A 17,258-nucleotide genomic window follows, 5' to 3' on the forward strand; every position below is an offset into this window, starting at 1 on the left:
GCCCTCGCGCGTCGCCATTCGGTCTGTCGCGCAACCATTTACCATCCCGATCGCGCGGGCTACGGGTTCGCAGAATGTTCCAGCGAGACCCACGATGACCGGATTGACAATAGCCCTGGTGGCGATAGCCGCGCTTTTGATCGGGCTCGCGCTCGGCTGGGTGTTGGGCAGCAAGCCGGTCGCCGCCGCGCGTGCCGATTCGGCCGCGCGCGAGGCGGATTTCAAGCGGGCGATCGTCGATCTCGCCAGCGCCGAGGAACGCGCGCGGGCGGCCGACCAGCTCCGCGCCGAGCTCGCGACGATCCGCGACGAACGCGATGTCGCCCGGCTCGAGAACACCGCGCTCAAGACCCACACCGCGGCGTTCGAAAATCGTCTCGCCGACATGCAGGCCACCAGCGAAGCGCGCCAACGCGCCGAACGCGACACCTATGAGGGCCGCATCGCCGATATCCGGCAAGTCACTGCGGCGCGCGAGAAGATGGTCAGCGACGCGCACGCGACTCGCATCGCCGAACTGCTCCACGCCAAGGAATTGCTCGCGACGCAATTCGCCGAGGTTTCGAACAAGCTGTTGGCCGACGCGCAGAACGCCTTCCTCAAGCGCGCCGACGAACGCTTCCGCCAGTCGGAGGAGACCGCGGGCGCCAACCTCAAGTCGATGCTCCAGCCCGTCAGCGACCGCCTGTTGCGCTACGAGGAAGCGGTGACCAAGGTCGAGCTCGATCGCGTCAGTGCGTTCGACCAGTTGAAGGGGCAGATCGAGGGCCTGCGCGTCGGCCAGGAAAAAGTCTCGAGCGAGGCCGCCAAGCTCGTCAACTCGCTCCGCAACGCGCCCAAATCGCGCGGCCGCTGGGGCGAGCAGCAATTGAAAAATGTGCTCGAAACCTGTGGCTTGTCCGAACATACCGATTTCCAGACCGAAGTCTCGGTCGCGAGCGGCGACGCCGACGAGCGGGCAGGGGGGCGGCTCCGCCCCGACGCGATCGTCAAGGTTCCCGGCGGGCGTGCGCTGGTGATCGACGCCAAGGTGTCGCTCAATGCGTACCAGGACGCATTCGGCGCGGTCGACGAGGAGGAACGCGCCAAGGGCCTCGCGCTCCACGCAGCCGCGATGCGCGCGCACGTCAACGGGCTCGGCAACAAGGCCTATTGGAGCCAGTTCGCCGACGCGCCCGATTACGTCATCATGTTCGTCCCCGGCGAGCATTTCCTCTCCGCCGCGCTCGAGCAGGACCCGACGCTGTGGGACTTCGCGTTCGAGAAGCGCGTGCTGCTGGCGACGCCGACCAACCTGATCGCGATCGCGCGGACCGTCGCGGCGGTATGGCGTCAGGAGCGGCTGGCGAAGGAAGCCGCCGAGATCGGCCGGCTCGGCAAGGAAATGCACGACCGGCTCGCCAAGGTGGCCGACGATCTGCGCAAGGTCGGCGCCGGGCTGAACAGCGCGGTCAACAATTTCAACAGCTTCTCCAACTCCTTTAACGGCCGATTGATGGTGACGGGCCGCAAGTTCCGCGACCTCAACATCGAGACGGGCGCGCGCGAGCTCGAGGATGTGTCACCGGTCGAAGCGCTCGCACGCTATGACGAGACTTCGAAGCTCTTGACGCATGCCGATGAAAAGGCGTCAGAATAGGCCTCACAGAGCGGGGACGGCGGATGAGCGGCACACCGTGGATGGCACTGGCGCTGCTGATCGGCGCGCCGACCGCTGGTGGGGCCGCGTCCCCCGATATCGATGCGGTGCAGAAGGAAGCCATCGACACCGCGTCGCGCGCGGTGCTCGACGGCCATCCTGACGCGGCGCTCGCCCGGATCGAGCCGGTGATCGCGGCCTATCAATCCGCGTATTCGGGCGAGACTCGCAAGATCTATTGCGGCATGTCGACCGCGCAGACGCTCGCCTATATGGCGCTCGCCGCGTCCGAGAAACACGACGCGGTCGCGTTCGGCCCGGGCTATTGCATTGCGTTATACGTTAAAGGGTTCGCGCTGGTCAATCTCAAGCGCCTGCCCGAAGCGCGCGCTGTCTACGAGCGTGTCGTCGCGCTCGCCCCGATGCACGCGCACTTTCTGACCGAACTCGGCCAGACCTACCGGCCCGATCGCAACTGGCCCAAGATGCTCGATCTGTGCACCAGGGCGGCGGGGCTCGCCGATCTCGCGCCGCCCGACGCGGTTGCGAGCGAGCACGGCTTTGCCTGGCGCTGCATGGGCTATGCGCTGACCGAACAGGGCAAGCTCGACGAGTCCGAGGCATTGTATCGCAAATGCCTCGAGTTCGACTCCAACGACGCCAAGGCGAAGAGCGAGCTCAGCTATATCGCAGACCAGCGCCGCAAAAAGACCTAGTCGCGCCCCGCCTGCTGCCCGAGGACCTCATACGCCATCACCGCAGTCGCGACCGCGGCGTTGAGGCTGTCGGCCTTGCCGAGCATCGGGATTTTCACGAGCAGGTCGCACTCGGCGGCGTACGCGTCGGGCATGCCCTGCGCTTCGTTACCGGTCAGCAGAAAGGTTGGCGCCTGATACTGCGCCGAGCGATAATCAACGCTGGTATCGAGACTCAGCCCGACCAGTTGCCCCGGCCCGCTGCGAAGCCACGGCAGGAACTCGCTCCACTCGCACTGGACGACGGGCACGGTGAACAGCGCCCCCATGCTCGCGCGCACCGCCTCGACCGAGAAGGGATCGACGCATTCGCCGATCAGGATCAGCCCGCCAGCCCCGACCGCGTCGCCGGTGCGCAGGATCGTGCCGAGATTGCCCGGATCGCGCAGCCGCTCAGCGACGAGCCAGATCCCCGCGGCGCCGCGATCGAGCGTGTCGAGCGCGTGCGCGAATTCGGCGAAGACGCCGACCACCGCCTGCGGGTTGTCCTTGCCCGAGAGCTTGGAGAGGATGTCGGGGACGGTCTCGATCGCCTCGCCACCCGCGGCTTCGACCGCTTCGACCAGCGCGAGCACGAGCGGATGGGCGGCGCTGTCGCGGGCGAAGAAGAGATAGTGCGGGATACGCCCGGCCTCGCGCGCCTCGGTGAGGATGCGCAGGCCTTCCGCCAGGAATAGCCCTTCCTCGCGGCGATGGCGTTTCTCGCGCAAGCTGCGGATGCGCTTGATCAGCGGGTTGGAATAAGCGGTGATCTCGCGGGGCATCATCTTCTTCTTACTCCCCTCCCGCTTGCGGGAGGGGCTGGGGGTGGGCACCCGACATATACGGTAGCTGACGCTGACAGCGCGTGCCCACCCCTTCCCCCCTCCCGCAAGCGGGAGGGGGGAAGGGGTGGCTCAATCTTCGCCGAACTTCGCCTCGACCAGCGCGCACAGCGCGCCGACCGCGGTCTCGGCATGCTCGCCCTCGGCCGAAATCGAGATCGTGTCGCCCATCGCCGCGCCGAGCATCATCAGCCCCATGATCGAGGTGCCCGTCACCGACCCGGCGCCATCCTTCTCGACCTGCAGCTCGCACGGCTGCGACGCGGCGAGCGTGACGAACTTGGCGCTGGCCCGCGCATGCAGCCCGCGCTTGTTGGTAATCAACACCGAACGCTTGACCGACATCAGGCGGCCGCCTCGCCGAGAACCTCGGAGGCGACCGAAATATATTTCCGCCCCGCCTCGCGCGCGGCGGCGACGGCATCGACGATCTTCATTTTCTTGCGCGCCGATTCGAGCCGGATCAGCATCGGCAGGTTGATCCCCGCGATCACTTCGATCCGCCCGCGCTCCATCAGCGAAATCGCGAGGTTCGACGGCGTCCCACCGAACAGGTCGGTCAGCAGGATCACGCCGCGCCCGGTATCGACGCGACCGATCGCCTCGGCAATGTCGTTGCGGCGCGCCTCCATATCGTCCTCGGGGCCGATATTGACCGTGGCGACATGCTCCTGCTTGCCGACCACATGCTCCATCGCCGTCACGAACTCATCGGCCAAACGGCCGTGGGTCACGAGAACCAGTCCGATCATCGTCCCACCCACTTCATGCAACACGCGCCCCATCGTCCCTAATCTCATCGGGCGTCCCGTCGCGCACGCCCTCAAGTGAGTCTTGCGGGGCAGCGGCGAGATCGCGGTGCGCGACCGTGGGCGAAAATCCCTCGGCGCGCAACCGCGCGGCGATCCGCTGCGCGACATGGACCGAGCGATGTCTCCCTCCGGTACAGCCCAAGGCGATCGTAACATACGATTTTCCCTCGGCGCGGTAGCGCGGGAGCAGCAGCAGCAGCAGCGCCTCGATCTGCGCGAGCGCGGCGTCATACGCCGGGTCCTGCGCGATATAGGCCGAGACGTCGGCATCGAGCCCGGTCCCCGGGCGCAGCTCGGGCACCCAATGTGGATTTCGCAGGAAGCGCATGTCGAAAACGAGGTCAGCCGTCCGCGGCAACCCGCGCGCAAAGCCGAACGACATCACCGAAAGCGTAGGCTCACCCAGCCGTTCGCCGAGCTGCTCGCCCGAAAACGTCGCGCGCACCTGCTGCGCGAGTTCGTTGGCGGTGAGGCTCGTCGTGTCGATCAGCCGGTTCGCCCAGCCGCGCAAGGGGGATAGCAATTCGCGTTCGCGCGCGATGCCGTCCGACGCCGGCCGGTCGAGCGCGAGCGGGTGCCGCCGCCGCGTCTCGGAATAGCGCCGCTCGAGCTCGTTCCCCGCACAATCGAGGAACAGCGTGCCGATGTCATAGCCATGGACTTCGCGCAGCTGCTTGATTCGCTCGACGATCCGCTCGGGATCGAAATCGCGCGTCCGCGCGCCGATGCCGAGCGCGAGCGGCTGTGCCGAACGCTCGAACCCCTCGGGCAACGGCGCATTGAGCAAGCGATCGAGCAGCAGCAGCGGGAGATTGTCGACCACTTCCCAGCCGAGATCCTCGAGCGTGCGCAACACGGTCGATTTCCCCGCGCCCGACATGCCGGTAACGAGCAGGATATCCTTGGGATCGCGTTTCATAGCGTCTCTCTAACGTCGCGGAGCGCCAATTCCACCTTGATCGGTGCCGAAGCCGCGAAAGCATCGAGCGCGACCACGGACACTGCGACGCCAGCGATGACGGTCGACTCGTTCGGCTCGGGCATCCGCGCGACCGCACCTCCAAGCCGTATAACGAGCGCGACCGCAATCTCGTCGATATACGGCATAGCCCGAATCCCGATCCCGCGCACCTCGATCTTCCCGGCGATCGTGTCGGGTGCCGTCGCGCGGAGCCCGCCTGCGACCGCGCGGACCGCGGTATAGTCGTCGCTGACGAGACGTGCCCCGCGATCGATCAGCCGCAGCGCAAGGTCCGACTTGCCGCTCCCCGACGGGCCGATCAGCATCACGCCGAGCTCCCCGATCGCGATCGTCGTCGCATGGATGCGCAGGCTCATCCGGCGGTTTCCGCGGCGGGCAGGCGAATGACGAAGCGCGCGCCCGCGGCGCGGTTGGTGCGTTCGGTCGCGACGATGCTGCCCTGATGCGCGTCGACGATCGTCCGCGCGATCGCGAGGCCGAGGCCTGAATGCTTGCCGAACGCCTCGCCCGCCGGGCGCAGCGACTGGAAGCGCTGGAACACCTGCTCGCGCGCTTCCTCGGGAACGCCGGGACCTTCGTCCTCGATCGCGACGAACACGCCGTCGGGCTCGTGGCGCGCGACGATCCGGATCAGCCCGCCATCGGGCGAGAAGGAAATCGCATTCTCGATGACATTTTCGAGCACCCGCTCGAGCCGCGCGCCTTCGCCCAGCACGACGAGCGACTCGGCTTGCCGTCGGTCGAACTCCAGCCGGATGCCGCGTTCGACGCCGCGCGCCTCACGGCTGCCGATCAGCGCCGCGATCATCGCGCCGAGATCGACTGGCTCGAACTTCGCGCGGCTGAGCTGCGCGTCGAGCCGCGATGCCTCGGCAATATCGGTGATCAGCCGGTCGAGCCGGTGGACATCGTCGCGCACGATCGCGAGCAAGCGCTCCTGCAGCGCCGGATCCTTGACCAACGCCAGCCCCTCGACCGCCGAGCGCAGCGACGCGAGCGGGTTCTTCATCTCGTGCGTCACATCGGCGGCAAACGCCTCGATCGCGTCGATCCGCGCGCGAAGTGCGAGGCTCATGTCCGACAGCGCGCGCGCGAGCATCCCGATTTCGTCGCGCCGCTCGGGCAGCCGCGGCACAACCACCTCGCGCGCCCGCCCGAGCCGGACGCGCACCGCCGACCAGGCGAGCCGCCGCAGCGGCCGCACGATCGTGCGCGCGAGGAACAGCGACAGCAGCACCGAGACGATCGCGACGACGAACAGCACGATGCTGAGGCGGAAGCGCTCGACGCGCACCGTCTGCGTGATGTCGCGCGCATTGAAAGTCGTCATCACCACGCTGCCGCCGGGCATCGGCGAGGCGGCGGTGATCACGGGGGTGCGATCGGGGGCACGCCATACCGTCGCCGCGACGGTCGGCGCCGATCGCACGGTGCGCACGTCGGGCCAGGCGAGCCCGTTGCTGCGCTCGCGATACAGCGGCGCGCGCGGCGTGCCGACGACGGTGTCGATCCCGGCGTCGAGGAAGCGCGCCGCGCCCTGGGTCCAGGCCTGCTTGTCGGGGTCCTGCAGCACGAAATTGCGCAGGCCCAGCGCGCGCGTGTCGATGATCAGCTTGGCGTCGGCATCGTAGATGCGGATCCAGCTCCCCATGTCGCGCGCCAGCTTGACCGAAAGATCGGGGCGCTGCGCGGTCGGCACCGCGACCACCGCCTCGGCGATCAGCCGCGCCTCGCGGATCGATTGCGTGACGCGCCCGTCGACGATCCGGCTGCGATACGAATCGAGATAGAAGAACCCGCCCGCGAGCATCGCCAGCGCGAAGACGTTGACGAACAGGATGCGCGGCGTGAGCGAGACGCGCGCCGACCAGCGCAACGACAGCGCGCGCGCATCCTCGTCGCTCGGATCGAGCACGAGCATCGCCGCCGCCGCGGGGTCAGTCCTCCGAGAAACGATAGCCCGCTCCATACAGCGTCTCGATCGCGTCGAATTCGGGATCGACCTGGCGGAATTTCCGCCGGACGCGCTTGATATGGCTGTCGATCGTCCGGTCGTCGACATAGATGTCGTCATGATAGGCGGCATCCATCAACTGGTTGCGTGTCTTGACGATGCCGGGCCGCTGCGCGAGCGTTTCGAGGATCAGGAACTCGGTCACCGTCAGCACGACGTTTTCGCCGCCCCAGGTGACGCGGTGCCGCGCGGTATCCATCGCGAGCCGCCCACGCGTGAGCGACGTCTCCGCGCTCGCCTCCTCGCCCGCCGAGCCGCTCGTCGAGACCTCGGTCCGCCGCAGGATCGCACGGATCCGTGCGATCAGCAGCCGCTGCGAGAAGGGCTTGGCGATATAATCGTCGGCGCCCATCGCCAGGCCCAGCGCCTCGTCGAGTTCGTCATCCTTCGAGGTCAGGAAGATCACCGGGATCATGCTCTTCTCGCGCAGCCGGCGGAGCAGTTCGAGCCCGTCCATCCGCGGCATCTTGATGTCGAGGATCGCGATGTCGGGCGGATTGTCGATCAGCGCCTTCAGCGCGGTCTCGCCATCGGAATAGAGCCGCGTGACAAAGCCTTCGGCCTGCAACGCGATCGATACCGATGTGAGGATGTTGCGGTCGTCATCGACCAGCGCGATCGTTGCCGTCATCGGCGGGGGCATTCCTTCATCATTTCGCAGGCGGCTTAATCCATTAGCCGCCCAGCCTCAATGGAAGCTGAACGGACCGATTTGACCGGCACGCCCCGCCTCGATATGCGCGACCGGAACACCGCGAGGTCGAAATGACCCGCACGGGACAGTAGGAGAAACCCCAGTGAGCGATCGCATACCCACCGCCGGCCTTGAATCGCAGGGCATCGAAACCCGCGCAAATCTGCACTGGAATCTCGTCACCGCCCGGCTGATCCAGTCGGCGATCGCCCGCGGGGAGGGCAAATTGTCCGCCGACGGCCCGCTGGTGGTCGAAACCGGCGCGCATACCGGCCGCTCGGCGCAGGACAAGTTCATCGTCCGCGACGCCGAAACCGAGAGCACGGTGTGGTGGGGCAAGAGCAACAAAGCGATGTCGCCCGAGCATTTCGCTGTCCTCAAGGCCGATTTCCTGTCTGCGCTGCGGGACAAGGAAGATCTGTTCGTCCAGGATCTGTTCGGCGGCTCGCAGCCCGAGCACCGCGTCCAGGTCCGCGTGATCAACGAGCTCGCCTGGCACAACAGCTTCATCCGCACGATGCTCGTCCGCCCCGAGGAGAGCGAGCTGCGCGGCTTCGTCCCCGACTATACGATCATCGACTTGCCGAGCTTCCGCGCTTCGCCCGAGCGCCACGGCTGCCGCAGCGAGACCGTGATCGCGGTCAATTTCACCGACAAGCTCATCCTGATCGGCGGCACGCGCTACGCCGGCGAAATGAAGAAGTCGGTGTTCAGCCTGCTCAACTATCTCCTCCCGCCAACGGGCGTGATGCCGATGCACTGCTCGGCCAACATGGGCCCCGACGGCGACACGGCGGTGTTCTTCGGCCTGTCGGGCACCGGCAAGACGACGCTCAGCGCCGATGCCAGCCGCACGCTGATCGGCGATGACGAGCATGGCTGGTCCGACACCGCGGTCTTCAATTTCGAGGGCGGCTGCTACGCCAAGATGATCCGCCTCTCGGCCGATGCCGAGCCCGAGATCTTCGCGACGACCAAGCGCTTCGGCACGATCCTCGAAAACGTCGTGATGGATCCGGTGACGCGCCAGCTCGACTTGGACGATGCCAGCCTCGCCGAGAACAGCCGCGGCGCGTACCCGATCGACTTCATCCCCAATGCGTCCGAAAAGAACATGGGGCCGGTTCCGCGCAACATCGTGATGCTGACCGCCGACGCCTACGGCATCTTGCCCCCGATCGCCAAGCTCACCCCGGAACAGGCGATGTACCACTTCCTCTCAGGCTACACCGCGCGCGTCGCCGGCACCGAGATCGGCGTGACCGAGCCCGACGCGACCTTCTCGACCTGCTTCGGCGCGCCGTTCATGGCGCGGCACCCCTCGGTCTATGGCAATTTGCTGAAAAGCCGGATCGCCAAGGGCGGGGTCGATTGCTGGCTGGTCAACACCGGCTGGACCGGCGGCAAATATGGCATCGGCAGCCGCATGCCGATCAAGGCGACGCGCGCCTTGCTCAATGCAGCGCTCGATGGTTCGCTCAACGACGCCGAGTTCCGCACCGATCCGAACTTCGGCTTCAAGGTGCCGGTCGCCGTGCCCGGCGTCGACAGCGCGATCCTCGATCCGCGCGCGACCTGGGCCGACAAGGCGGCCTATGACGCCACGGCGGCAAGGCTCGTCGATCTGTTCGTGGAAAACTTCGCGCAATTCGCCGAGCATGTCGACGAAGGCGTGCGACAATCCGCGCCCAAAGTCGCCGCCGCCGCCTGACCTGCCCGCGTCTCCGGATCGGGCACCGCATTGGAGCCCGATCCGATGACCGACTTGCCCTTCCGCCCCTTTCCCGATGACGCCGCGATCCGGCGCGTGGGGGAGGGGCTGCTCGACCGCAGCCTGCCGCGCCCCGACTGGACGCACGAGGCGCATCTCGCCGCAACGCTCTGGCTCGCCCGCGACCGGCGCGACATCGACCTGGACGCGCAGATCGCGACGATCATCTCGCGCTACAACGTCGCCGTCGGCGGGGTGAATGACGACAGCCAGGGCTATCACGACACGATCACGCGCGCCTATCTCGCCGGCATCCGCGCGCATCTCGCCACACGCGACCCGGCCGAACCGCTCGTCGCCAGCGTCGATGCGCTGCTCGCCAGCCCCGCGGGGCAGCGCGATTGGCCGCTGCGCTTCTACAGCCGCGCGCGGCTCTTCTCCGTCGCGGCGCGGCGCGCTTTCGTCACGCCCGATCTCGCGCCGCTGCCCGTGGCGTGATACGCTCGGCGTCTCGCAAATTGACGATCAAGGATGCACGCATGGGAATGCTCGACGGCCTGCTCGGCCAAGTCACCCAAAACGTCGACGTGAAGAACCTCGCCGAGAAGATCGGCCTGACCCCCGAGCAGATCGAATCGGCGGTCGCCGCGCTCGGCCAGGCGCATGCCGCACCCGGCGACACCGTCGCGACCGCAGCCGAGACCACCGGCCTGCCGACCGACACGCTCCAACAGATCCTCGCGCATCTCGGCGGGGAGGGCGCGCTTGCCGGTTTTGCGAGCCAGCTCGCCGGGCAAAGCGGGGTGCTCGGCCAGCTCGGTGGCCTGGCCGAGGGTTTCTTCGGAAAGAAATGAGCCTTTCGGATCGGTCGCGTCGCGCCGCCGCGCGACCGATCCGCTTTGCGCTTCAATCGCCGCGCGCGATTGGCTAAGCGCTTGGAGATGAACGAAACCGACGAGTATCGCGCGAACGGCTATGCCGCGCTCCCCGGCCTGTTCCCGCCGGCGGTGCTCAACGCGTTCTACGATCGGATGCGCCAGGATCTGGGGCTCACCAACGCCTCGATGCGTCGCTTCACCGCGCGCGGGCCGTTGCTGACCAAGGACGCGATCGAGATCTACGCGCTGCAATATCCGCCGATGCTGACCTTCCTGTGGGGGCTAACCCCGCGGATCGCGCAGGCAACCGGCTGCGCGTTGCTCCCGACCTACGCCTATTTCCGGCTCTATCAGCACGGCGACGTGTGCCGCATCCACACCGATCGCCAGGCGTGCGAGCACAGCGTCTCGCTGACGATCGCCTATGGCGACGAAACGCCCTGGCCGCTGTCGGTCGCGACCGTCGCCGATCCCGTCCCGCAGCCGGTGGTGCGCGCGGATTTCGGCGAGACCGCGTTCGGATCGATCGCGATGCAGCCGGGCGACGGCGTGCTCTATCAGGGCGTCCACCACCGCCACGGCCGGCTCGAGCCCAACCCCAATGCCTGGTCGGCGCATCTCTTCCTGCACTGGGTCGACGCCAATGGGCGTTACAAGGACCAGGCGTTCGACCGCCCGACGATCGAGCGCGTCAACGCCGGGCGGTAGCGCCCCGCGGCGTCGCCCTGCTGGCGAAAGCACCGTTAATCATTCCTCCTCCGTCACCCTCGCGAAAGCGAGGGCCCCGCTTCTACTCGGCGCGCCAGAAAGAGCGGGATCCCCGCATTCGCGGGGATGACGAAGCGGTGAGGGAGTGTCACGCTCGCGGGCACGACCGATCGATGAGCGGAACGCTGATCCCTCGCGCGCGCCTCCGCGCGAACCATCCTTCTTCTTCGCGCGCCCGAAAATCGCACCAAGCAAAGCCAGCTCAGCCCAGCTCGACCCGCAACACGCTCCCATCCGCCCCGACGATCCGCACGCTGGCGCCAACCGCCGCATCGGGCCCGATGGCGGTCCAAGCCCCGTCGCCCACCGTAACGCGGCCCTCGCCATCGACGATCGCCTCGCACACCAGCACGCGCCGACCGATCAACCGCGCCGCGCGATCGTTGAGCGCTGGGTCGGCCCGCGTCGTGTCGAGCCCGCGATACCAGCGCCACCCGATCGCCACCGCGCCCGCGGTCAGCCCGGCGAAGACCAACGCCTGCAGCACGATCGGCACCCCCGGCACGATCAGCACGAGCAGCCCGGTCCCGACCGCACCCGCGCCGAGGAACACCAGGAAGAACCCCGGCACGAGCATCTCGGCGATGACGAGCGCGAGCGCCGCCGCCAGCCACAGCGCGCCGAGGCTCCAAACGACCCCGAACAGCATCATGCCGCCGGCTCCTCCGCTTCGAATGGACCCGGCCGCGGCCGCGGCTTGACCACCGGCGAGGCCGACGGCGACCCGACGATCGCCTCGCGCGCCAGCTCGCCGATCCCGCCGAGCGTCCCCATCAACTGCGTCGCCTCGACCGGGAAGAGGATCGTCTTGGCATTGGGCGAGGTCGCGAACTTGCCGATCGCCTCGACATATTTCTGCGCGATGAAATAGTTGATCGCCTGGACGCTGCCGCCCTCGATCGCATCCGAGACCGCCTTGGTCGCCGCCGCCTCGGCCTCGGCCGCGCGCTCGCGCGCCTCGGCGTCGCGGAACGCCGACTCGCGGCGCCCCTCGGCCTCGAGGATCTGCGACTGTTTTTGCCCCTCGGCGCGGTTGATCGCATTCTGGCGGGCCGCTTCCGACTCGAGAATGGTCGCGCGCTTCTCGCGCTCGGCCTTCATCTGGCGCGTCATCGCGTTGACGATGTCGGCGGGCGGGCGGATGTCCTTCAGCTCGACGCGCGTGATCTTGACGCCCCAGCTCTCGGTTGCATGATCGACCACCATCAGCAGCCGCGTGTTGATCTCGTCGCGCTTCGACAGCGTCTCGTCCAGGTCCATCGATCCCATCACGGTGCGCAGATTGGTCGTCGCGAGCTGTATGATCGCGAGATACAGGTCGCTCACCTCATACGCCGCCTTGGCCGCATCGAGCACTTGGAAGAACACCACGCCGTCGACCGCGACCATCGCATTGTCCTTGGTGATGATCTCCTGGCCGGGAATGTCGAGCACTTGCTCCATCATGTTAACTTTGCGCCCGACCCGGTCGAACAGCGGCACGATGAAGGTGAGCCCGGGCTTGGCGACCGCGGTGAACTTGCCGAAGCGTTCGATCGTGTACTGATAGCCTTGGCGGACGACCTTCATGCCGAGCATGAGGTAGAGCAGGACGAGGATAACGAGCAGGCCGGCGATGATGAGTGCCATGGGGTTCCCCTTGCGCGACCGCGGAAGGGGCGGGCGCGATTGTTGGGTTTTAGCAGATTGGGGGTGCGGGGGTAGGGGGGGCTCCTATGCAAGCCCTGGTTACATCGCGGAATACTCCCGAGAGTCTTCCGGCAGCGAAGAGAAATCAAAGTTCGGCTGGAACTCGGCGTATTTCGCGCATTTCTTGTCCGAAATCGTCTTTGTGCCCTGCATGACGACAAGGCCCGCTGCAGGCCTCGCGCCAGACATCGCATTTCCTTCGACGGTATAGACGATGTAACTATAGGCACCGCTCTTGAAACGCAGCTGGTATTCGACCCCCGCCATCCGCTGTGTCAGCCAGAAGACATTGCCGCTTTGCCGGTCGCCGATGATCGACATCTCCTCTTTTTGCTGCGTGCCGTAATGATAGACCAGCTGACTGCCCACCAAGTTGACCGACACGCGCTTGGTGCCGATCCCGCAACTGAAAATTGGTTTCGGCATGCCCGCGGATGATCCCGCCGCAGAAGAAGGTGCGGGAACGAGCAAGAGGAGCATCGTGATCGCCAACGTTTTCATGTCGTTTCCTCGGATATGAAATATTCAGGTCGCGATCGATGCGGGAACACTGTTCGTATCAGGAGTTGATGGCGCGATAGTGACACCACGCGGCGCGGATCGCAAACCGCTATGCTGCGTTGGTTGGCTGTTCTCGCGGAAGGCTCCGTTTAGTCTTTCCTACAAGCTACGTTCGTGCTATGTTCTTACCTGCTCTTTGAACGGTCTGGCTTATCATCCTCGCGCCTTTGCGACAGTTTCGCTTGGCCTGCGCCGGGCGGCGGAACGAAAGGGGAGGTCACCCGCATTCCGTATTGGCGCAGGAACGGAAACGATCGGAAAAGGAAACATCACGTCTTGGGGTCAATCGAGTCAACCGAGACACCGTTCGTCGCACAGCGTTAAACTTCTTCATCTTGCCCCTCCCTTCAGGGGAGGGGCTTGTGAGCCACCCGCGATGGTGCGACTCTCGTGCGACTTTCCACCGCGCCCCCGTCTGCAGCGCCCCGCCCGCCACATCCCAAACCGCCCCCTAGCGCCCCGCGCGGCCGTTGTTTACATGGACCGCCACGACTCGCACCCACCCGACCTCCCCGGGGCAGCAGGAAACGGCATCTTCATGGACATTCGCCTCGGCCTCACCTTCGACGATGTCCTGCTCGTGCCGGCTGAATCGGACATCGTGCCCAGCCAGACCAACACCGCGACGCGCGTCACTCGCGGCATCTCGCTCGATATCCCGATCCTCTCCTCGGCGATGGACACCGTGACCGAGGCCGACATGGCGATCGTCATGGCGCAATTGGGTGGTATCGGCGTGCTGCACCGCAACATGGAGGTCCCCGAGCAAGTCGCCGCGGTCCGTGCGGTCAAGCGCTTCGAGAGCGGCATGGTCGTCAACCCGATCACGATCGCCCCGTCCGCGACGCTCGCCGAAGCGCAGGCGCTGATGCTGCGCCACAAGATCAGCGGCATCCCGGTGGTCGAGGCCGACGGCACGCTCGTCGGCATCCTCACCAACCGCGACACGCGCTTCGCCGAGAACGCGCAACAGCCCGTCTCCGAACTGATGACGCACGAGAACCTCGCGACCGTCTCGACCGGTGTCGGCAAGGAAGAGGCGCGCCGCCTGCTCCACCAGCGCCGGATCGAGAAACTGATCGTCGTCGACGACAAATATCGCTGCGTCGGCCTGATCACCGTCAAGGATATCGAGAAGGCTGTCACCTATCCCAACGCGACCAAGGACGATGCCGGCCGCCTGCGCGTGGCGGCAGCGACCACGGTCGGCGACAAGGGCTTCGCGCGGACCGAGGCTTTGGTCGATGCCGAGCTCGACCTGGTGGTGATCGACACCGCGCACGGCCACAATCGCGACGTCGCGCGCGCGGTCGAGCGGGTGAAGAAGCTCAGCAATTCGGTCCAGGTCATCGCCGGCAACGTCGCCACCGCCGAGGCGACCCGCGCGCTGATCGACGCTGGCGCCGATGGCATCAAGGTCGGCATCGGCCCGGGCTCGATCTGCACCACGCGCGTCGTCGCCGGCGTCGGCGTGCCGCAGCTCACCGCCGTGATGGACTGCGCCGAGATCGGCCAGAAATACGGCGTGCCCGTCATCGCTGACGGGGGCCTGCGCACCTCGGGCGATCTCGCCAAGGCGCTCGCGGCGGGCGCGTCGGCGTGCATGATCGGCTCGCTGCTCGCGGGCACCGAGGAAGCGCCGGGCGAGACCTTCCTGTTCCAGGGCCGCGCGTACAAATCGTATCGCGGCATGGGCTCGGTCGGCGCGATGGGCCGTGGCTCTGCCGACCGCTATTTCCAAGGCGACATCAAGGACCAGATGAAGCTCGTCCCCGAGGGGATCGAGGGTCAGGTCGCCTTCAAGGGCCCGGCAAAGGACGTGATCCACCAGCTCGTCGGCGGCATCCGCGCGGCGATGGGCTATACGGGTTCGGCGACGCTCGACGACCTGCAGGCGCGTGCCCGCTTCGTCCAGATCACCGGTGCCGGCCTTAAGGAAAGCCACGTCCACGACGTCGACATCACGCGCGAAGCCCCGAACTACCCCACGCGCTGAGCGCGCGGGCAAGACGTATTTCGTCACCCCGAACTTGATCCGGGGTCCATGCGAGCCGTCCGAGACGAGACGTGGCGCATGAGGCGAGCAAACCGCATGGATGCCGGATCAAGTCCGGCATGACGACGACTGGAATTTTGATATCACCCCATCCGCCCGCACCCAGGCCGCGATCGAGCTGCTCGACCAGATCATCGCTGGCGCGCGAGACAGCGGCGCCGCCGCCGACACGCTGATCGCGCGCTATTTCAGCACGCGCCGCTACGCCGGCAGCAAGGACCGCCGCGCCGTCCGCGAGCTCGTCTACGCAGCGATTCGCGCAGCCGGCGAGCGCCCAGCCTCGGGCCGAGCCGCGATGCTCGCCGTCGCTGAAGCCGACCCAGAGGTCGCCGCGACCTTCGACGGCGTCGGCCACGGCCCCGCGCCGATCGGCAAGCACGAGACCGCCGCCCCCTCGGGCGTCGCGCCGACGTGGATCATCGACCGCCTGCATTCGTCCGACCTCGGCTATGAAGAGTTCGAAGCGCTCATCAGCCGCGCCCCGCTCGACACGCGCATCAACCGCATGATCGTCGAGGAGATCGACATCGAGGGCGCCGAGCCGATCGCCGGCCTGCCCGACGGCCTGCGCCTCCCGTCGGGCACGCAGGTCGAAAACCTCCCCGCCTACAATCACGGCGCGATCGAGGTGCAGGACGCCGGCAGCCAGTTCGTCACGCTCGCTGCCAAGGCCAAGCCCGGCCAGCGCATCGTGGACCTGTGTGCTGGAGCCGGCGGCAAGACGCTCGCGCTCGCCGCGGTGATGGAAGGGCAGGGCGAAGTGCTCGCGACCGACACCGATCGCATGCGCCTCTCGCGCATGGCCCCTCGCGCTGAACGCGCACGCTCGGGGATCATCGAGACGCGCCTGCTCAATCCGGGCCGCGAGGTCGAGATGCTCGACGATTGGCTCCACAGCGCCGATTGCGTGCTGATCGACGCGCCGTGCTCGGGCACCGGCACCTGGCGCCGCAACCCCGAGGCACGCTGGCGGCTCACGCCCGACCGGATCGAGCGGCTGGTCGAGACGCAGAAGCACGTGCTCGAAGTCGGCGCCAACCTCGTCAAGCCGGGCGGCGCGCTTGTGTACATCGTCTGCTCGCTGCTCGACGTGGAGGGGGCAGGGCAGGTCGCCGACTTCCTCACCGCCAACCCCGGCTGGAAGGCGCAGCCGCTCAAACTCCCGGTCGGGCGCAAGCATGGCCCCGGCGTCCGCCTGACGCCAGCGCATGACGCCACCGACGGCTTTTTTGTCGCGCGCCTCATCGCGCCGTGATAGCCCTGTTGGCGTGTCGAAGCTGGAGTATCTCATGCGTTACACGTCCGTCGCCGTCGCTGCCGCGCTGACGCTGGTTACCGTCGCGACCGCGGTGCAGGGTCAGCGGCCCGAGGACGCGGTCGATGCGCGCTCGCTGGCGCTGCTCGCCAAGGGGCAGGCGCAGCAGGCGGCGGGCAATCTCGACGCGGCGACCGATCTGTTCGAGAGCGCGGTCGCGGTCGATCCGCGCAACCGTGACGCGTTCGTGCGGCTCGCCGAAGTCGCCAAGACGCGCGGCCTGCCGGGCAAGGCGATCCGCCTCTACCGCGAGGCGCTGTCGCTCGATCCCAACGATGTCGCCGCGTTGAGCGGGCAGGGCGAAGCGCTCGTCGCCAAGGGTGCGGTCATCCGCGCGCGCGAGAATCTGGCGAAGGTCAAGCTGGTCTGCGCCAAGCGCGCGTGCCCCGAAATCGCCGTGCTGACGGCATCGATCGCCAAGGGCCCACCGATCGTTACGGCTGCCGCGACGGTACCGGCAGCGCTCCCCAAAGCCGACTGATCCGTTGCCCCGGCGAAGGCCGGGCCGCTGGATGTAGCAGAGCGCCGCCCGACCCACCGAGCGGCCCCGGCCTCCGCCG

The 17,258-nt window shown here is 67.1% G+C and carries 19 protein-coding genes; 9 read left to right on the plus strand and 10 right to left on the minus strand.

Annotation, left to right across the window (positions count from 1 at the left end):
* Positions 1–94: 94 nt before the first annotated feature.
* Together ABIB28_RS00355 and ABIB28_RS00360 are read left to right on the plus strand one after the other, a co-directional pair.
* Entirely contained in the window at positions 95–1,639 is a 1,545-nt protein-coding gene (locus ABIB28_RS00355) for a DNA recombination protein RmuC (RefSeq protein ID WP_354285522.1), read from the plus strand.
* 23 nt (positions 1,640–1,662) lie between these two features.
* Positions 1,663–2,355: a tetratricopeptide repeat protein gene (locus ABIB28_RS00360; RefSeq protein WP_354285524.1), complete on the plus strand. Its 693-nt coding sequence runs from the start codon at positions 1,663–1,665 to the stop codon at positions 2,353–2,355.
* Here ABIB28_RS00360 and ABIB28_RS00365 read toward each other — a convergent pair.
* From ABIB28_RS00365 to ABIB28_RS00395, 7 genes are all read right to left on the minus strand, one after another.
* On the minus strand, positions 2,352–3,158 hold the full coding sequence (locus ABIB28_RS00365; RefSeq protein WP_354285526.1) for a TrmH family RNA methyltransferase: 807 nt from the start codon (positions 3,156–3,158) through the stop codon (positions 2,352–2,354). The two genes, ABIB28_RS00360 and ABIB28_RS00365, sit on opposite strands and share 4 nt — an antisense overlap.
* Positions 3,159–3,290: 132 nt before the next feature.
* Positions 3,291–3,563: an HPr family phosphocarrier protein gene (locus ABIB28_RS00370; RefSeq protein WP_133188116.1), complete on the minus strand. Its 273-nt coding sequence runs from the start codon at positions 3,561–3,563 to the stop codon at positions 3,291–3,293.
* On the minus strand, positions 3,563–3,970 hold the full coding sequence (locus tag ABIB28_RS00375; protein WP_133188118.1) for a PTS sugar transporter subunit IIA: 408 nt from the start codon (positions 3,968–3,970) through the stop codon (positions 3,563–3,565). The genes ABIB28_RS00370 and ABIB28_RS00375 overlap by 1 nt, the downstream gene beginning before the upstream one ends.
* 13 nt (positions 3,971–3,983) lie before the next feature.
* Positions 3,984–4,949 (minus strand): RNase adapter RapZ, encoded by a 966-nt coding sequence (gene rapZ / locus ABIB28_RS00380; protein ID WP_354285529.1) that lies wholly within the window; start codon positions 4,947–4,949, stop codon positions 3,984–3,986.
* On the minus strand, positions 4,946–5,368 hold the full coding sequence (locus tag ABIB28_RS00385; protein WP_354285531.1) for an HPr kinase/phosphorylase: 423 nt from the start codon (positions 5,366–5,368) through the stop codon (positions 4,946–4,948). Before ABIB28_RS00385 ends, rapZ begins: the two co-directional genes overlap by 4 nt.
* The gene (locus ABIB28_RS00390; RefSeq protein ID WP_354285533.1) at positions 5,365–6,933 is read right to left on the minus strand and encodes a sensor histidine kinase; all 1,569 of its coding nucleotides are present in this window, start codon (positions 6,931–6,933) and stop codon (positions 5,365–5,367) included. The genes ABIB28_RS00385 and ABIB28_RS00390 overlap by 4 nt, the downstream gene beginning before the upstream one ends.
* Before the next feature lie 16 nt (positions 6,934–6,949).
* Complete coding sequence (locus ABIB28_RS00395) at positions 6,950–7,657, minus strand: response regulator transcription factor (protein WP_133188126.1); 708 nt, start codon at positions 7,655–7,657, stop codon at positions 6,950–6,952.
* Between the two features lie 166 nt (positions 7,658–7,823).
* On the opposite strand from ABIB28_RS00395, the gene ABIB28_RS00400 reads away from it, so the two are divergent.
* From ABIB28_RS00400 to ABIB28_RS00415, 4 genes are all read left to right on the plus strand, one after another.
* On the plus strand, positions 7,824–9,431 hold the full coding sequence (locus ABIB28_RS00400; protein WP_189674675.1) for a phosphoenolpyruvate carboxykinase: 1,608 nt from the start codon (positions 7,824–7,826) through the stop codon (positions 9,429–9,431).
* A 45-nt stretch (positions 9,432–9,476) separates the two neighbouring features.
* Positions 9,477–9,929, plus strand: a complete 453-nt coding sequence (locus ABIB28_RS00405; protein ID WP_354285536.1) for a hypothetical protein — start codon at positions 9,477–9,479, stop codon at positions 9,927–9,929.
* Positions 9,930–9,970: 41 nt separating this feature from the next.
* Positions 9,971–10,285: a hypothetical protein gene (locus ABIB28_RS00410; RefSeq protein WP_354285538.1), complete on the plus strand. Its 315-nt coding sequence runs from the start codon at positions 9,971–9,973 to the stop codon at positions 10,283–10,285.
* 87 nt (positions 10,286–10,372) lie between these two features.
* Positions 10,373–11,017 (plus strand): hypothetical protein, encoded by a 645-nt coding sequence (locus tag ABIB28_RS00415; RefSeq protein WP_354285540.1) that lies wholly within the window; start codon positions 10,373–10,375, stop codon positions 11,015–11,017.
* Positions 11,018–11,279: 262 nt separating this feature from the next.
* Here ABIB28_RS00415 and ABIB28_RS00420 read toward each other — a convergent pair whose 3' ends face one another.
* The 3 genes from ABIB28_RS00420 to ABIB28_RS00430 all read right to left on the minus strand — a co-directional run bounded on the left by ABIB28_RS00420 (position 11,280) and on the right by ABIB28_RS00430 (position 13,267).
* Entirely contained in the window at positions 11,280–11,726 is a 447-nt protein-coding gene (locus ABIB28_RS00420) for an NfeD family protein (protein WP_133191950.1), read from the minus strand.
* The gene (locus ABIB28_RS00425; protein ID WP_354285542.1) at positions 11,726–12,706 is read right to left on the minus strand and encodes an SPFH domain-containing protein; all 981 of its coding nucleotides are present in this window, start codon (positions 12,704–12,706) and stop codon (positions 11,726–11,728) included. The genes ABIB28_RS00420 and ABIB28_RS00425 overlap by 1 nt, the downstream gene beginning before the upstream one ends.
* Positions 12,707–12,805: 99 nt before the next feature.
* Positions 12,806–13,267, minus strand: coding sequence for a hypothetical protein (locus ABIB28_RS00430; protein ID WP_189674679.1), 462 nt, complete (start codon positions 13,265–13,267; stop codon positions 12,806–12,808).
* A gap of 598 nt (positions 13,268–13,865) precedes the next feature.
* On the opposite strand from ABIB28_RS00430, the gene guaB reads away from it, so the two are divergent.
* The 3 genes from guaB (at position 13,866) to ABIB28_RS00445 (ending at position 17,179) form a co-directional block, all read left to right on the plus strand.
* On the plus strand, positions 13,866–15,323 hold the full coding sequence (guaB, locus tag ABIB28_RS00435) for an IMP dehydrogenase (RefSeq protein ID WP_354285544.1): 1,458 nt from the start codon (positions 13,866–13,868) through the stop codon (positions 15,321–15,323).
* 142 nt (positions 15,324–15,465) lie between these two features.
* On the plus strand, positions 15,466–16,638 hold the full coding sequence (locus tag ABIB28_RS00440; protein ID WP_354286308.1) for an RsmB/NOP family class I SAM-dependent RNA methyltransferase: 1,173 nt from the start codon (positions 15,466–15,468) through the stop codon (positions 16,636–16,638).
* 34 nt (positions 16,639–16,672) lie between these two features.
* Positions 16,673–17,179: a tetratricopeptide repeat protein gene (locus tag ABIB28_RS00445; RefSeq protein ID WP_354285546.1), complete on the plus strand. Its 507-nt coding sequence runs from the start codon at positions 16,673–16,675 to the stop codon at positions 17,177–17,179.
* Positions 17,180–17,258: the final 79 nt, after the last annotated feature.

It is taken from the genome of Sphingomonas sp. UYEF23 (assembly GCF_040546165.1).
Taxonomy (GTDB): Bacteria; Pseudomonadota; Alphaproteobacteria; order Sphingomonadales; family Sphingomonadaceae; genus Sphingomonas; species Sphingomonas glacialis.

Coding starts and splice junctions, on each gene's coding strand:
- ABIB28_RS00355 (WP_354285522.1), top strand. CDS start 95: ATGACCGGATTGACAATAGCCCTGGTGGCGATAGCCGCGCTTTTGATC.
- ABIB28_RS00360 (WP_354285524.1), top strand. CDS start 1,663: ATGAGCGGCACACCGTGGATGGCACTGGCGCTGCTGATCGGCGCGCCG.
- ABIB28_RS00365 (WP_354285526.1), bottom strand. CDS start 3,158: ATGCCCCGCGAGATCACCGCTTATTCCAACCCGCTGATCAAGCGCATC.
- ABIB28_RS00370 (WP_133188116.1), bottom strand. CDS start 3,563: ATGTCGGTCAAGCGTTCGGTGTTGATTACCAACAAGCGCGGGCTGCAT.
- ABIB28_RS00375 (WP_133188118.1), bottom strand. CDS start 3,970: ATGATCGGACTGGTTCTCGTGACCCACGGCCGTTTGGCCGATGAGTTC.
- rapZ (WP_354285529.1), bottom strand. CDS start 4,949: ATGAAACGCGATCCCAAGGATATCCTGCTCGTTACCGGCATGTCGGGC.
- ABIB28_RS00385 (WP_354285531.1), bottom strand. CDS start 5,368: ATGAGCCTGCGCATCCATGCGACGACGATCGCGATCGGGGAGCTCGGC.
- ABIB28_RS00390 (WP_354285533.1), bottom strand. CDS start 6,933: ATGCTCGTGCTCGATCCGAGCGACGAGGATGCGCGCGCGCTGTCGTTG.
- ABIB28_RS00395 (WP_133188126.1), bottom strand. CDS start 7,657: ATGACGGCAACGATCGCGCTGGTCGATGACGACCGCAACATCCTCACA.
- ABIB28_RS00405 (WP_354285536.1), top strand. CDS start 9,477: ATGACCGACTTGCCCTTCCGCCCCTTTCCCGATGACGCCGCGATCCGG.
- ABIB28_RS00410 (WP_354285538.1), top strand. CDS start 9,971: ATGGGAATGCTCGACGGCCTGCTCGGCCAAGTCACCCAAAACGTCGAC.
- ABIB28_RS00415 (WP_354285540.1), top strand. CDS start 10,373: ATGAACGAAACCGACGAGTATCGCGCGAACGGCTATGCCGCGCTCCCC.
- ABIB28_RS00420 (WP_133191950.1), bottom strand. CDS start 11,726: ATGCTGTTCGGGGTCGTTTGGAGCCTCGGCGCGCTGTGGCTGGCGGCG.
- ABIB28_RS00425 (WP_354285542.1), bottom strand. CDS start 12,706: ATGGCACTCATCATCGCCGGCCTGCTCGTTATCCTCGTCCTGCTCTAC.
- ABIB28_RS00430 (WP_189674679.1), bottom strand. CDS start 13,267: ATGAAAACGTTGGCGATCACGATGCTCCTCTTGCTCGTTCCCGCACCT.
- guaB (WP_354285544.1), top strand. CDS start 13,866: ATGGACATTCGCCTCGGCCTCACCTTCGACGATGTCCTGCTCGTGCCG.
- ABIB28_RS00445 (WP_354285546.1), top strand. CDS start 16,673: ATGCGTTACACGTCCGTCGCCGTCGCTGCCGCGCTGACGCTGGTTACC.